Raw genomic sequence first — 13534 nt, 5'->3', positions numbered from 1 at the left:
CGCTGGTGGTCGGCGAACCTGCCGTCCTTGACCCGCACGGCGTGGTGGCACACCGGGCACCTCGGGTGACCCGCCGGCTCCTCCATGCTCACGAGGCTACGCCGCCCGGCGCCCGCACGACGCCCGCGTCAGGCGGTGGCGAAGGGGGTGGCCCGGCCGCGGCGGCGCTCCACCACGCGGGTCAGGGCGTCGACCACCCGCGGGTCGTACTCGTAGCCCAGCCCGAGGTGGATCCGCTCCATGGCGCGGGCCTCCTCCAGCCCGCCGAGACGGCCCTCCGACAGGTCGTCGAACGCGTTGGCGACCTTGATGATGCGGCTCGGCATCGGCAGGTCCTCGCCGAACTCGCGCACCTGCCGGTAGGGGGTGGTCTGCGCCTCGAGGATGTCGGCGACGTTGTCGAGCACGCCCGTCCGGCGCACGATCTCGGCCCCGTCGTGGGCGATGCGCTGCTGGTCGGCCGGGGCGGCCAGGAGCGTCGCGCCACCGGGGATGGGGTCGCGCAGGGCGACCTGACCGAGGTCGTGCAGCAGCGCGGCATACTCGAGCTCGGTGATCTCGCGCGGCGGCATGCCGAGGTCGCGTCCGATGGCCACCGCCAGCTCGGTGACCCGCGCGGCGTGGTGCTCGCGGGTGTAGCCGGAGCGCTCGGTCAGCAGCGACAGCGCCCTGATCGTCTGGCGGTAGGTCTCGCGGATCGCGCCGTAGCGGCGGACCGCGAACTGCGTGAGCAGCAGCGGGAAGAGGAACAGCGGCAGCGCGAGCAGGCCGAGCGCCTGCTCGGCGAGGGCGATGAGCGCGCCGGTGGTCACGAGCGCCGTCGTCAGGCCGATGGCCTCGCGGTACTCGTTGAGGATCGTCCGCAGCATCGGCGAGTGCTGCCGCTGGGCGCGGACGGCTCCCTCCAGGCCGAGGCTGACCAGGACCGCGATGGAGGAGACCGCGAGCATCACGACGGCGACGAGCCAGCGTTGGTCGTCCCACTCCCCTTCCCAGCCCAGGAGCGTGCGCCCCCCGAACGGCACCCGCCGGTAGAGCACCGCCGCCACGGCCACACCGACCACGCGCGCCGCGACCTCCGTGAGGCCCACCGGCTGACGGCGCAGCGAGTGCACCGTGATGCCGACCACCATGGCGAGCGCTGTCGCGACGACGACCGCCGACGCCCTGACCATCGGCTCGCCGGTCGGCGAGATGGAGGTCATGGCCAGCGCCAGCGCGGCCGCGGTCGACAGCGGCGCCGTGTCGGTGCGCCCCAGGATCGTCAGGCGGGCGACCTCGCCGATGGCAATGGCCGCCATGAACGCCAGCAGCACCGCCACGACCTCGGGCTGCCCGAGGAACGACAGGTCGTCGAGGCAGAACCACAGCGACGCGGCGACGACGGCGGCCGCGAGGCCGATGGTCACCCAGGCGGCGTTCAGCCGCAGCCCCCCGAACGCCCTCATGCCTGCGGCTCCAGCGTGGCGTGCGGCGGCCGGGCCCCGGCCTGCGCGCGAAGGTCGGGTCGCTCGGCGTAGAGGTCGGAGCACTCGGGGTCGTCGTGGTCCCGGTTGTGACCGGAGGCCCCCAGCACTGCCTCGCTGCGCTCGGTCACCGCCCAGGTATGCCGCGCCAGCGCCCGCCGCAGCGCCCCCACCACCGCGGGGTCGAACTGCGTCCCGGCGCGGCTCCTGATCTCCGCGAGGGCCTCGGGGGGCGTGAGTGCCGCGCGGTAGGCCCGCTCGGTCGTCAGCGCGTCGAAGGCGTCGGCGACGGCGACGATGCGCGCCGCGATGGGGATCTCGGTGCCGGCGAGCCCCGAGGGGAAGCCGCGGCCGTCGAACCGCTCGTGGTGGTGCTCGATGCCCTGCAGCGACCCGCGCACGAACTCGATGTCCTCGAGCATCGCCACCGCGTGCACGGGGTGCCTGGCCATCACGACCTGCTCCTCGTCGGTGCGCTCGCGCCGCGCCCGCAGCACCCGCGACGGGATGGCGAGGGTGCCCAGGTCGTGGAGCATCCCGGCGGTGCGCACCTCCTGGACCTCCTTGTGGCCCAGCATCATCCCCTCGGCGGCCCACTCGCAGAGCTGGGCGACGCGGGCGCTGTGGCCGGCGCTGGCAGGGTCCTTGGCCTCGACGGAGGCCACCAGGGCGTCCAGGGTGCGCTCGTGCGAGCGGAGCTCGTCGCCGTACTGGTTGAAGGCCCAGCGGGCGACGAACAGCGGCGCGAGGACGAGCACGGCGCTGAAGGGGCCCACCATCGCGGGGATCCAGAGGACGACGAAGAGGAAGCCGATGATGCCGTAGCCGATGTACGCCGGGCCGGTGGTGCTGAGCAGCTTGCCGATCTGGGCGCGCATCGGGACACCGCTGGCCGCCCGCATGACCCCCGCCAGGAGGACGGCGTTGGCCAGGCACTGGGCGACGTCGGCGACCATCAGCGGCAGCCCGACGCTCACGACGAGGCCCCACGCGCCGTGGACGGTGGACTGGGCGCTGGCCCCACCGGCCGCGAGGTAGACGAAACCCCCCACCGACCCGATGACACTGCCCAGGGCCGTGTTGAAGAGCCGCACGATCAGGGCCACCCGGCCTGGCTGGACGACCGTGGACACCGCCCCGACGAGACCGGCGCCGAGGGGGCCGACCATGACGGCGGCCGCCAGCAGGATGATGCTGGTGAACGAGAACTGCACGCGGCCGCCGACGTTGCTCTCGCGCCAGAGCCAGCTGACGACACCCATGGCCATGAGCACCACCAGGGCCAGGACGTCCTCCGGCCAGCCCGAGGTGAACCACCCCAGGACGAGCAACGTCGCCGCGCACAGACACGTGGCGGCGACGAAGCAGTATGTCGCGTAGCTGCGACCGGAGCGGGCAGACGAGGTCGTCCCGCGGTCAGCCGTCATAGGAGAAATCTAGACGGCTGACCCACGAAAATCAGGGACCGCCCCAACCCCAGATGGTCTGGATGCGGGGGCCGGCCGACAGGGGCTGCGGCTCCGGGAGGTCTGCCGCCCACACCGGGGGCGTGCTGGCCTCGAGGGTGGACTCGAACATCGTGGTGAGAACCTTCATGGCGGGGGCTCCTCGTTCCTGTGCTGTCAACCAATACGCGTCGGCAACGCAGGTTTCACTGGCTGGTACCTGCGGGGGTATGGCACCTCGGCTCCTTCATGATGCCCGCTGATGCCACATTTTCACGAACCCAAACGGTTTCTTGACCAAATCCTTAATGTCTCTCCGCGTTTTGGTGGAGGCGCAACCGCACTTCTGCGGGTTCCCGCCGCGTTTCAGGGCAGCCTCGGGGCTGTGCGAGAATGGCCGGCGATCGCGGCGCACGACGCCGAAGCACCTCACGCAACGGAGTGACCCATGAGCAAGCGCGCCCGCAAGCGCCGCTCGCGCAAGGGCAACGCGGCCAACCACGGCCGCAAGCCCAACGCCTGAGCAGTCGCCACAGACGCCGAACGGGGCGCCCGGACCCATCGCTGAAGCGAGAGGTCCGGGCGCCCCGTTCCCGTTGCGCGCCTGACGGACTCTGGCCCCGGCGGCCCGAGACCTGGGAGCACGACCTGCTAGTCCTGGATCTCCAGGCGGATCGTCGTGATGCGGGTCATGATCTGGGCGCGCAGCGCGACCGGCGCCTCCTCGCACTGGCACGACCGCTTGACCAGCGCCTTGAGCGCCTGGTCGAGGTCGTACTGCTTCAGGCACGGCCCGCACGCGTCGAGGTGCTGGGCGATCTTGTGGGTGTCACCCGCGGTCATCTCGCCGTCGAGGTACTCGTAGACCCGGTGCAGGACCTCCGAGCAGTCGGCGTGCTCGGGATCCATGCCCTCGAGGCCGGCGCCCTCGGCGCCCGGCCCGCGACCGCAGCTCATGACGACGCCCCCTGGTTCGCGAAGCCACGCTCGGCGGCGTAGTCGGTCAGCAGTTCGCGCAGCTGACGGCGGCCGCGGTGCAGGCGCGACATCACCGTCCCGATCGGGGTGTCCATGATCTCGGCGATCTCCTTGTAGGCGAACCCCTCCACATCAGCGAGGTAGACCGCGAGGCGGAACTCCTCGGGCAGCTCCTGCAGGGCCCGCTTGACCTCGGTGTCGGGCAGCCGGTCGAGGGCCTCGGTCTCGGCGGAGCGCAGCCCGCTCGAGGTGTGCGACGCGGCCCGGGCGAGCTGGTAGTCCTCGACCTCGGCGGCGTCGGACTGCTGGGGCTCGCGCTGCTTCTTGCGGTAGCTGTTGATGTAGGTGTTGGTGAGGATGCGGTACATCCAGGCCTTGAAGTTGGTGCCCGGCTTGTACTGGTGGAAGGCGGCATACGCCTTGGCGTAGGTCTCCTGGACGAGGTCCTCGGCGTCCGCGGGGTTGCGCGTGGTGCGCAGCGCCGCCGAGTAGAGCTGGTCCAGAAGGGGCATGGCCTCGCGCTCGAAGCGTGCGTGGCGCGCCTCGGGGGTTTCGGCGGCCACGTCGACGGTGGCGTCGCTTGCGGGGGTGTCAGTCATCGCACTCCAGCCTAGTGGCGTTGCGTGGGTGCGCGGCGGCACGTCCAGCACGAGCACAGGTCAAGCTCCCTTCGGCGTGGTTCTGAAGGGTCAACCGCCGCTCCGGCCCGGTCATTCCCGGCCGGTAGATTGCCCCGCATGAGCCCCCGCCACCCCGAGTCCACGTTCGTCGAGCTCCTCACCGAGCAGGTGCGGCAGGAGTTCACGGCCAGCCAGCAGTACGTCGCCATCGCCGTCTGGTTCGACGCCCACGACCTCCCCCGGCTCGCAGCGCACTTCTACGCGCAGAGCGTCGAGGAGCGCAACCACGCGATGATGATGGTGCAGTACATGCTCGACCGGGACTGGCCGGTGACCATCCCCGGCGTCGACGAGGTGCGCAACGAGTTCAGCAAGCCCGTCGAGCCGATCGCCGTGGCGCTCGAGCAGGAGAAGGCCGTCACCAGCCAGATCGAGGCGATGTTCCGGGCGGCCCGCAGCGAGGGCGACGTCCTCGCCGAGCAGTTCATGCTGTGGTTCCTCAAGGAGCAGGTCGAGGAGGTCTCCTCGATGAACACGCTGCTGGCGATCGCCGAGCGCGCCGACACCGACTGGTTCCAGATCGAGGACCACCTCGCCCGCGAGATGGTCGGCGACGAGGCAGTCGACGCGTCGGCCCCGGCCGCGGCCGGCGGAGTCCTCTAGGCCGGCCCCGGCCCCTCATGCAGCCGGCTACGTCAATGATCCGGATCCGCGATCAGTGACGTAGCGCGCCGACGAACCCTCGCACCGCCTCCACCACACCGGCGGGCGCCTTGCCGAAGCTGTGCGTCCCCGGCGCTGAGGAAACGTGTGCCGACGACACGGATGCCGCGTCCGGCACCCGTGCGCGCACGGCCGCTCGCACCTCGTCCGGGGTGCCGAAGGGGTCGCGCTCGCCCTGCACCACGCGAACCGGCAGTCCCGCACGGATGGGGGTGAGCAGCTCCTCGGCACGGGACGACTCCGGCCTGCCCGGCGGGTGCAGCGGGAACGACAGGCACAGCACCGCATCGGCCCCCACCCGCTCGGCGGTGCGGCAGGCGACCCGCGCCCCGGCCGAGCGCCCGCCCACGACCAGCGGCTTCGGCAGGGCGCCCCGACCGGACAGCAGCGCCTCGACGACGGGCACCCAGGCCGCGTCGAGCGTCGGCGGCGGCGTGGCCACCTTCTTCCCGGCCACCCGCCACGGCTGGTCCACCAGCACGACCGCCCACCCGTCGGCGACGAGCGCCTCGGTCACGGCGACGAGGTCGCCCGACCAGCCCTGGCCACCCGCTCCGTGACCGAGCACCACCGTGCCGACCGCCCGCGGTGGCCGATGCACGGTCGCCCGTGCGGTGCCCTGCGGGGTGTCGACCTCGACCACCCGGGTCGGCCTCACCGGGAGTTCTTCCCACCCTGCGTCTCCTGCGAGCCGACCGCCCCGGGCGGCTCCCCGCCGATGACCTCGCCGGTCATCGGGTCGACCACGCCCTGGAGCTCCGACTCCGGCACCGGCTCGAGCAGCTGCGGGCCGTTGTTGCTGGTGGCGTTGACCGCGGTGGAGATCGGGTACGCCTCGAAGCGCCCGGCCCGGTGGAAGGACAGCAGCCGCCGCACCTCGTCGAGGTCCTGGTTCCTCGGGTCCAGCCAGGCGGCCCAGTCCTCCGGCTCGAGGATGAGCGGCTGCCGGTCGTGGATGCGGTCCAGCCCCGGCTCGGCGTCGGTCGTGATGATGGTGAAGCTCGTCAACCACGCGTTCGGGTCGGCCGGGTCCTCGACCGTCTTGTCCCGCCAGAACTCGTAGAGCCCGGCCATCGCGATGGGGTGCCCGTCGGCCCGCTGGGTGAAGAACGGCTGCTTGCGCGGCTTGCCCTTGGCGTCCTTCACCGTCGGAGACTTCTGCCACTCGTACCACCCGGCGGCGGGGACCAGGCATCGCCGGCCCGCCGCGGCCTTCTTGAACGACGCCTTCTCCAGCACCGACTCGGCCCGGGCGTTGATCATCTGCATGCCGACCTTGGTGTCCTTGGCCCAGCTGGGCACCAGGCCCCACGTGAGCAGCCGTAGCTGGCGCACGGGCGGCGCGTCCGCGGCATACCCCTCGGTCGTCTCGTCGCGGGGCACCCGGCTGAGCACGACGGGCGCCCGCTTGGTCGGCGCCATGTTGTAGTCGGGTGTGCCCGGCGGTGGCGACTGCGGGCGCGCCATCACGCTGCGGGCGGGGTCGCCCGTGCGGTCCTGCTCGACCTCGAACTCCTCGACGAGCTCCCCCGGGTTCGCTGTTGCCGCATAACGACCGCACATGCCGGACAGGTTACGCAGGGCGACGGGGCGGCCATTACGGTAGACCTGTCGTGACACCAGCCCACGAGGAGTGCTCATGAGCCTGATCCGCCGTGTTGCCCGCCCGATGCTCGCCGCCATGTTCGTCGTCGGCGGGCTCGACCAGCTGCGCCACCCGGCCAAGCAGGCACCGAAGCTGGCGCCCCTCGCCGAGCAGGCCGCCCCGGCCCTGCACCTGCCGAACGACCCGGAGCTGCTGGTCCGGGCCAACGGCGCGGTCATGGTGGGCGGCGGCGCGCTCTTCGCGATGGGCCGGCTGCCGCGGATCACCTCCGTGCTCCTCGCCGGGACGCTGCTCCCCACGACGTATGTCGGGCACCCGTTCTGGGAGGAGAAGGACCCGGCGCGGCGCGCCCAGCAGCGCACCGCCTTCCTGAAGAACCTCGGCATCCTCGGCGGCCTGCTGCTCGCGGCCGTCGACACCGAGGGCCGTCCCGGCATCGCCTACCGCGTGCACCTCGCAACGGAGCGGGCCGGACGCACTGCCAAGACCACCCGGCGCGAGGCGAGGCACGCCGCCCGCGCCGCCAAGCGCGAGGCGAGACTTGCCGCACACTCAGCCCACGATGCCCTCACCTGACACACCTGAATCACCCGACTGGCCGGCGCCGGTCGCCGACCAGCGCGTCGATGCCGAGGTCACCCTCCCCGGCAGCAAGTCACTGACCAACCGCTTCCTCGTCCTCGCCGCCCTCGCCGGTGGCCAGTCCCGGCTGCGGCGCCCGCTGCGCTCCCGCGACACCCTCCTCATGGCGCAGGCCCTGCGCACCCTGGGCACCGGTGTCGACGACGCCACCACCGACGCCTCCGGCAGCACCGACTGGATCATCACCCCGGCCTCCCTGCGCGGCGGTGGCACCGTCGACTGCGGCCTCGCCGGCACCGTCATGCGGTTCCTGCCTCCCGTCGCGGCGCTGTGCTCCGGCCCGGTCGCCTTCGACGGCGACGAGCAGGCGCGGGTGCGCCCCATGGGCCCGGTGCTCGAGGCGCTGCGCGCGCTCGGCGCCTCGGTCGACGACGGTGGCCGCGGCACCCTGCCCTTCACCGTCAACGGCACTGGCCGCATGCCGGGTGGCACCGTCACGCTCGACGCCTCCGCCTCCTCGCAGTTCGTCTCCGCGCTGCTGCTCGCCGGGCCCCGCTACGACGACGGCGTGACCGTGCGCCACGTCGGGCCGCCCGTGCCGTCCGAGCCGCACATCGAGATGACCGTGGAGACCCTGCGGGACGCCGGCGCGATCGTCGACGACGCCGAGCCGGACGTCTGGCGGGTCGAGCCGTCGGAGGTCAACGCCCTCGACGTGCAGGTCGAGCCGGACCTCTCCAACGCCGCGCCCTTCCTCGCCGCCGCCCTCGTCACCGCCGGGCGGGTCACCGTGCCGGACTGGCCGCAGCACACGACCCAGGCGGGCGACGCGATCCGCGACATCCTCGACGCCATGGGTGCCGACGTGTCGCTGGCCCGGGACGGCCTGACCGTCACCGGCACCGGGGAGGTGTCCGGCGTCGACGTCGACCTCCACGACGCCAGCGAGCTGACCCCCGTCGTCGCGGCCATCGCGGCGCTGGCCGACTCCCCCACCGTGATCCGCGGCGTCGCGCACATCCGCGGCCACGAGACCGACCGGCTGGCGGCCCTCGCCCGCGAGCTCGGCGCCCTCGGGGCGGAGGTCACCGAGACCGACGACGGCCTGCGGATCCGGCCGCGGCCCCTGACCGGCGGCCTGTTCCACACCTACGCCGACCACCGGATGGTCATGGCCGGGGCGGTGCTCGGCCTGCGGGTGCCCGGCGTGGTCGTCGAGGACGTCGGCACGGTCGCCAAGACGCTCCCCGGCTTCGTCGACCTGTGGGACGGCATGATCGCAGGCCGTCGCCACGCCACGGCAGCCAGCGCATGAGGGCGGGCGCATGAGGGCGGGCGTATGAGGGCGGGCGCATGATCCGCCGCGGCTCGGACTTCGACGAGAGCGACGTCCGGATCCGTCCCAGCCGGCGCGGCTCGCGCCCCCGGTCCAAGGACCGCCCCTCGCACGACGACGCCCTCCCCGGCTTCGTCATCGGCGTCGACCGCGGCCGCTACACGGTGCTGGTGCGCGCGGGCGTCGGCGGCCGCACCCTGCCCGAGCGCACCGTCATCGCGATGCGGGCGCGCGAGCTCGGCCGCAAGGGCATCGTGGTCGGCGACGACGTCGGGCTGGTGGGCGACACCTCCGGCAGCCCGGACGCCCTGGCCCGCATCGTCAAGCTCTCCCCGCGCCGGTCGGTGCTGCGCCGGACCGCGGACGACACCGACCCGGTCGAGCGCGTCATCGTCGCCAACCCCGACCAGCTGGTCATCGTCTCGGCGCTGGCCAACCCCGAGCCGAGGCCGCGGCTCATCGACCGCTGTCTCGTCGCCGCCTACGCCGCCGGTCTCGACCCGCTCCTCGTGCTGACCAAGGCCGACCTGAGGGACCCGACGGACTTCTTGGCGAACTACGCCCCGCTCAACGTGCCCTTCATCGTCACGTCCACGGCCGGCGATGGCTTCGACGGCCTCGAAGCGTTGCAGGACAAGCTGATCGGGCGGGTCAGCGTCTTCGTGGGCCACTCGGGGGTCGGCAAGTCCACGCTCGTCAACGGCCTCGTCCCGGAGGCCCACCGCGCCATCGGCAACGTCAACGTCGTGACCGGGCGCGGCCGGCACACCTCGAGCTCCGCGGTGGCGCTGCGGCTGCCAGGCGACCAGGGCTGGGTCATCGACACCCCGGGCGTGCGCTCGTTCGGGCTGGCCCACGTCGACCTCGACCACGTCATCGAGCACTTCCCCGACCTCGAGCCCGGCACCGAGCAGTGCCCGCGCGGCTGCTCGCACGACGAGGAGGAGTGCGGCCTCGATGCGTGGGTGGAGTCCGGCCGGGCCGGGCCCGCGGGGGCGTCGCGGCTGGAGTCGCTGCGCCGCCTGCTGCGGGCGCGGTCCGGCGAGGCGGCCGACTAGCCATGCCCCCGGGCGTGGACTGCGACGTCGTCGTCATCGGGGCGGGCATCGTCGGGCTGGCCACGGCCCGCGCGCTGCTCCAGGCCTGGCCCGGCCTGGAGGTGGTCGTCCTCGAGAAGGAGCCACAGCCCGCCACGCACCAGACCGGCCACAACTCCGGGGTCATCCACGCCGGCATCTACTACGCCCCGGGGTCGCTCAAGGCCCGGCTGTGCCGTGCCGGCGAGCGCGCCACCAAGGACTTCTGCCGCGAGCACGGCATCGCCTTCGAGACCCCCGGCAAGCTGGTCGTCGCCACCACCGAGGCCGAGGTGGGCCGGCTGCGGGGCCTGCGCGACCGCGCAGGCCAGAACGGCGTCGAGGTCGAGCCGGTCGGGCCGCGCCGGCTCGCCGAGCTCGAGCCGCACGTCACCGGCCTGGAGGCGCTGCTGGTGCCGGCGTCGGGGATCGTCGACTACCGCGAGGTGGCCACGGCGCTGGCCGACGACATCCGCTCCGCCGGTGGGCAGGTGCTGACCAGCACCGCGGTGGCCGGCCTGCGTGAGGACGCCGACCGGGTGCGGGTGCTGACCGGCCGCGGCGTCCTGACGGCGCGCCGCCTGGTGGCCTGCGCCGGGCTGCAGGCCGACCGAGTCGCCCGGCTCGGCGGGCTCGACCCGGACTTCCGGATCGTGCCCTTCCGGGGTGAGTACCACCAGCTGCCCGCCGCGCGCGACGGCCTCGTGCGGCACCTGGTCTACCCGGTGCCGGACCCGGACCTGCCGTTCCTGGGAGTGCACCTCAGCCCGACCATCGGCGGCCGGATCACGGTCGGCCCCAACGCCGTGCTCGGCCTCGCCCGCGAGGGCTATGGCAAGGCCCGGGTCTCGCTGCGCGACGTCGCCGACTACGCCCGCTTCCCCGGCCTGTGGCGCGTGGCCAGGGCCAACCTGCGCACCGGCGCGGTCGAGGCGCGGAACTCGGTGTGGAGGCCCGGCTACCTCGCCGCGTGCCGCCGGTACTGCCCCGAGCTCACGCTGGACGACCTGCGCCCGCACCCCGCCGGCATCAGGGCGCAGGCCGTCCTGCGTGACGGGACCCTCGTGCACGACTTCCTGCTGCGCGAGAGCCCTCGCCAGCTTCACGTGGCCAACGCGCCCTCCCCCGCGGCGACCTCGGCGCTCCCCATCGGTGCGATGCTCGCCGAGCGCGTCCTCGGCGCCCAGGGCCGGTAGAGCACCGACCCCGCAGCCGCCATCGCCGCCGACAGCAGGACGAACCCGACCACGCCGCTGACCAGGGCCGACGTCGGCAGGGTCGTCATGGTCTCCTCGTCGACACCACCGAGGAGCACCCCCAGCACCACGACCATCGCGACGGACGCGGCCGCCCCGAGGGCCCGCAGCGCCCAGTGCCTCCTCGTGAGGACCAGGCCGCCGAGGGCGAAGGCGGGCAGGAACAAGAGCCCCTGGCTGGCGAAGATCAGCAGGCCGGGCACGACCGCGAGGCGCCACCAGCGCCGGGCACCCTTGACCTTGGCGGCGGCCAGCAGGCCCACGCCGAGACCGAGCAGCGCCGCCATCGTGAGGATCATCCCTGTCCCCGCCCAGCTGAACTCGGGGCTCGTCGGGTTCATCAGGCGCATCCAGACCCGTGCCGCGACGCCCCACAACAGGCCGAGGCCCAGGCCTGCCAGCGCCCCGCGCAGCATGACGTGCCGAGCGCCGGCGGGACCGGCGCCGGCGGGACGGGCGCCGGCGTGCCGCTCGGCGCCCTGGCGTGTGGAGAGCCGGGCCATCACCACACCACCGGCATGCAGGCCAGCCGCGCGCCGGCGAGGCCGGTGGCGGGGTCGGTCTCCTCGGCGTGGATGACCACCGAGCGCGCGCCGTGCACCGGCTCGAACGGCACGTCGGCGACGGCCCGCGCCGAGCCACGGCCGGTGACCTCGAAGTCGAGCCAGACCTCGTGCTCCTCGTCGATGACCGGCGGCGAGGCCGAGTTGTAGTGCGGCCCGGCAGCGGCGCCGTCACCCGGGGTGCAGGGCCCCGTGTGCAGGTGTGCCCCGTAGTGCGTCCCCGCCGCCGACCGGTCGATGCCGGCGACCTTGAGCACGAAGGTCGACTCCCCGCCGTCCATCGTCAGGCGAAGGGTCGCCGACGCCCCCTCGAACGGCTCGGTCGTGGCGGTCTGCAGGTCGCTCAGCGGGCTCTGGAAGACCAGCGTCGTGCCGTCGCCGCCGCCGCCCTGACCGGCCTGGGCGGGACCGACGGTGGCTGCCCCTGCCGCGGCCGCGGTGGCGGCCAGCGCCGCGACCCCCGCGGCCAGCCGGCGCCGAGCCGCCCCCGACGAGGCCCGGGGCGTGCCCTGGTGCGTGGTCCGGTGTGCGGCGCGAAACGGTGTGTCGGGGACGAAAGTGCCCATGGTGTGCCTCCCTGGTGCGCAAAGATGAGCTCTGACACTGCAACCGACGGGCCTGCGCGGGCTCCGGGCGACAGGTGGGGGCGGCCGGAAGAGGCCACCTCCGCGTGTCGCCCGATCCGGCGCGGCGCGCGTCTGTCAGGCGATGGAGGCCGTGGGGGTGCTCGCCGCAGGGGCACAGCAGACGAGGTCGGCGCAGGGCGTCGACCCGCTCGTCGTGGCGCTCTTCACCGCCGAGGCGGGCCGGCTGGTGTCCCTGGCCCGCTTCTTCGTCGACGACCAGACCGCCGCCGAGGACCTCGTCCAGGAGGCCTTCATCCGGCTGGCGCGCAACAGCCACCGCATCCAGGACGAGGCGAGGGCCGCGGCATACCTGCGCTCGATCGTCATCAACCTGGCCCGCGACCACAACCGCCGCGGCCTGGTCTCCCTGCGGCACCGGCCGCCGGCCGTGCTCGACGAGCCGTCCGCGGAGGACCGCGCGTCCGACAACGAGTCCCGCCGCGAGGTCGTCTCCGCCCTGCGCGCCCTGCCCAGGCGGCAGCGCGACTGCGTGGCCCTGCGCTACTACCTCGAGCTGCCCGTGCCCGAGATCGCCGAGACGCTCGGCGTCTCGGTCAACTCCGTCAAGACCCACCTCCAGCGCGGCCTGCGGGCCATGGCCGCCACCCTGTCCCCGACCGCGGAGGAGGAGCCGTGAGCGCCCTCGAGGAACGCCTGCACGACGCCCTGACCAGTGGCGACCCCGGGCGCACCGTCTCCCCCGACCTGTTCGCCCGCGTCGTCGGCAGCATCGAGGACGACCGGTCCCGCCGGCGCCGCGTGCACCGCACCGCCACCGCCTGGGTCGCGGCCGTCGCCGCGGCCACGGCCACCGTCACCATCCTGGAGAGAGAGGGAGTCGACATGCCCTGGTGGACCCTCGAGATCGCCACGACGCTCGGGCTCATCGCGATCGCGCTGTGGCTCGGGCCGTTCATCAAGCGTTTCGGCCGCGCCTACGCCGCCGACGTCTTCCACGACAACCCGCTCACCGGCAAGAGCTACATCGTGCTGACGGACGTCGTCTACTACCTGATCTTCACGGCATACATCCTCTTCACGGTGCGCTTCGAGCCGGACAGGGGCTGGGGGCTGCTCACGGACCGGGCGTACATCACCGCGGCCCAGCTGAAGTTCGAGGTGGAGCGGATCGGCGGCATCCTGCTCATCATCGGCGTGCTGCACGGGCTCAACATCGTGCTCATGCCCGTGCTCGGCCGGCTCTTCTCCCTCAACCGCCGGCTGCCCGAGCAGGTGAGCAGGCACCTGGGGTAGCGC

17 protein-coding genes are annotated in these 13534 nt (G+C 73.3%); 8 read left to right on the top strand and 9 right to left on the bottom strand.

The features are described 5' to 3' along the window. Window positions 1-128 precede the first annotated feature (128 nt). The 3 genes from VIB11_RS12555 to VIB11_RS12545 are packed head-to-tail and all read right to left on the bottom strand — an operon-like array spanning window position 129 to window position 3062. Window positions 129-1448: an HD-GYP domain-containing protein gene (locus tag VIB11_RS12555; protein ID WP_332031570.1), complete on the bottom strand. Its 1320-nt coding sequence runs from the start codon at window positions 1446-1448 to the stop codon at window positions 129-131. After that, the gene (locus VIB11_RS12550; protein WP_332031569.1) at window positions 1445-2893 is read right to left on the bottom strand and encodes an HD domain-containing phosphohydrolase; all 1449 of its coding nucleotides are present in this window, start codon (window positions 2891-2893) and stop codon (window positions 1445-1447) included. Before VIB11_RS12550 ends, VIB11_RS12555 begins: the two co-directional genes overlap by 4 nt. A 31-nt stretch (window positions 2894-2924) precedes the next feature. Next, entirely contained in the window at window positions 2925-3062 is a 138-nt protein-coding gene (locus VIB11_RS12545) for a hypothetical protein (protein ID WP_332031568.1), read from the bottom strand. Between the two features lie 297 nt (window positions 3063-3359). On the opposite strand from VIB11_RS12545, the gene VIB11_RS17790 reads away from it, so the two are divergent. Continuing rightward, complete coding sequence (locus tag VIB11_RS17790; RefSeq protein WP_369791897.1) at window positions 3360-3434, top strand: 50S ribosomal protein bL37; 75 nt, start codon at window positions 3360-3362, stop codon at window positions 3432-3434. Between the two features lie 128 nt (window positions 3435-3562). Here VIB11_RS17790 and rsrA read toward each other — a convergent pair whose 3' ends face one another. Then, the gene (rsrA, locus tag VIB11_RS12540; RefSeq protein ID WP_332031567.1) at window positions 3563-3868 is read right to left on the bottom strand and encodes a mycothiol system anti-sigma-R factor; all 306 of its coding nucleotides are present in this window, start codon (window positions 3866-3868) and stop codon (window positions 3563-3565) included. Beyond that, entirely contained in the window at window positions 3865-4488 is a 624-nt protein-coding gene (locus tag VIB11_RS12535) for a sigma-70 family RNA polymerase sigma factor (protein WP_332031566.1), read from the bottom strand. The genes rsrA and VIB11_RS12535 overlap by 4 nt, the downstream gene beginning before the upstream one ends. Window positions 4489-4626: 138 nt before the next feature. On the opposite strand from VIB11_RS12535, the gene VIB11_RS12530 reads away from it, so the two are divergent. Further along, a complete protein-coding gene (locus tag VIB11_RS12530) occupies window positions 4627-5172 on the top strand; it encodes a ferritin (protein ID WP_332031565.1) in 546 nt (181 codons plus the stop codon). Between the two features lie 52 nt (window positions 5173-5224). Here VIB11_RS12530 and VIB11_RS12525 read toward each other — a convergent pair whose 3' ends face one another. Beyond that, window positions 5225-5890: an alpha/beta family hydrolase gene (locus tag VIB11_RS12525; protein WP_332031564.1), complete on the bottom strand. Its 666-nt coding sequence runs from the start codon at window positions 5888-5890 to the stop codon at window positions 5225-5227. Beyond that, window positions 5887-6795 (bottom strand): SOS response-associated peptidase, encoded by a 909-nt coding sequence (locus VIB11_RS12520; protein ID WP_332031563.1) that lies wholly within the window; start codon window positions 6793-6795, stop codon window positions 5887-5889. The genes VIB11_RS12525 and VIB11_RS12520 overlap by 4 nt, the downstream gene beginning before the upstream one ends. 76 nt (window positions 6796-6871) lie before the next feature. On the opposite strand from VIB11_RS12520, the gene VIB11_RS12515 reads away from it, so the two are divergent. The 4 genes from VIB11_RS12515 to lhgO are packed head-to-tail and all read left to right on the top strand — an operon-like array spanning window position 6872 to window position 11028. Continuing rightward, complete coding sequence (locus VIB11_RS12515) at window positions 6872-7414, top strand: DoxX family protein (RefSeq protein ID WP_332031562.1); 543 nt, start codon at window positions 6872-6874, stop codon at window positions 7412-7414. Further along, window positions 7401-8735: a 3-phosphoshikimate 1-carboxyvinyltransferase gene (gene aroA, locus VIB11_RS12510; RefSeq protein WP_332031561.1), complete on the top strand. Its 1335-nt coding sequence runs from the start codon at window positions 7401-7403 to the stop codon at window positions 8733-8735. Before VIB11_RS12515 ends, aroA begins: the two co-directional genes overlap by 14 nt. Window positions 8736-8773: 38 nt before the next feature. Continuing rightward, window positions 8774-9814 (top strand): ribosome small subunit-dependent GTPase A, encoded by a 1041-nt coding sequence (gene rsgA, locus VIB11_RS12505; RefSeq protein WP_332031560.1) that lies wholly within the window; start codon window positions 8774-8776, stop codon window positions 9812-9814. A 2-nt stretch (window positions 9815-9816) separates the two neighbouring features. Beyond that, the gene (lhgO, locus tag VIB11_RS12500; RefSeq protein WP_332031559.1) at window positions 9817-11028 is read left to right on the top strand and encodes an L-2-hydroxyglutarate oxidase; all 1212 of its coding nucleotides are present in this window, start codon (window positions 9817-9819) and stop codon (window positions 11026-11028) included. Here the strand turns inward: lhgO and VIB11_RS12495 are convergent. Next, window positions 10935-11591 carry a hypothetical protein gene (locus VIB11_RS12495; RefSeq protein WP_332031558.1) on the bottom strand — a complete coding sequence of 219 codons (657 nt, stop codon included), beginning with the start codon at window positions 11589-11591 and terminating at the stop codon, window positions 10935-10937. The genes lhgO and VIB11_RS12495 overlap by 94 nt on opposite strands. Continuing rightward, window positions 11591-12217, bottom strand: a complete 627-nt coding sequence (locus tag VIB11_RS12490) for a superoxide dismutase family protein (protein ID WP_332031557.1) — start codon at window positions 12215-12217, stop codon at window positions 11591-11593. The genes VIB11_RS12495 and VIB11_RS12490 overlap by 1 nt, the downstream gene beginning before the upstream one ends. Window positions 12218-12359: 142 nt before the next feature. Between VIB11_RS12490 and VIB11_RS12485 the strand changes: the two genes are divergently transcribed. Both VIB11_RS12485 and VIB11_RS12480 read left to right on the top strand, forming a co-directional pair. Further along, window positions 12360-12914 carry an RNA polymerase sigma factor gene (locus VIB11_RS12485; protein WP_332031556.1) on the top strand — a complete coding sequence of 185 codons (555 nt, stop codon included), beginning with the start codon at window positions 12360-12362 and terminating at the stop codon, window positions 12912-12914. After that, window positions 12911-13531: a hypothetical protein gene (locus VIB11_RS12480; protein ID WP_332031555.1), complete on the top strand. Its 621-nt coding sequence runs from the start codon at window positions 12911-12913 to the stop codon at window positions 13529-13531. Before VIB11_RS12485 ends, VIB11_RS12480 begins: the two co-directional genes overlap by 4 nt. Window positions 13532-13534: the final 3 nt, after the last annotated feature.

The sequence above is a fragment of the Pedococcus sp. genome (assembly GCF_036554925.1).
Lineage (GTDB): Bacteria > Actinomycetota > Actinomycetes > Actinomycetales > Dermatophilaceae > Pedococcus_A.
Note: the sequence above shows the minus strand (reverse complement) of the source record. Positions and strands in the feature narration are given on the sequence as shown.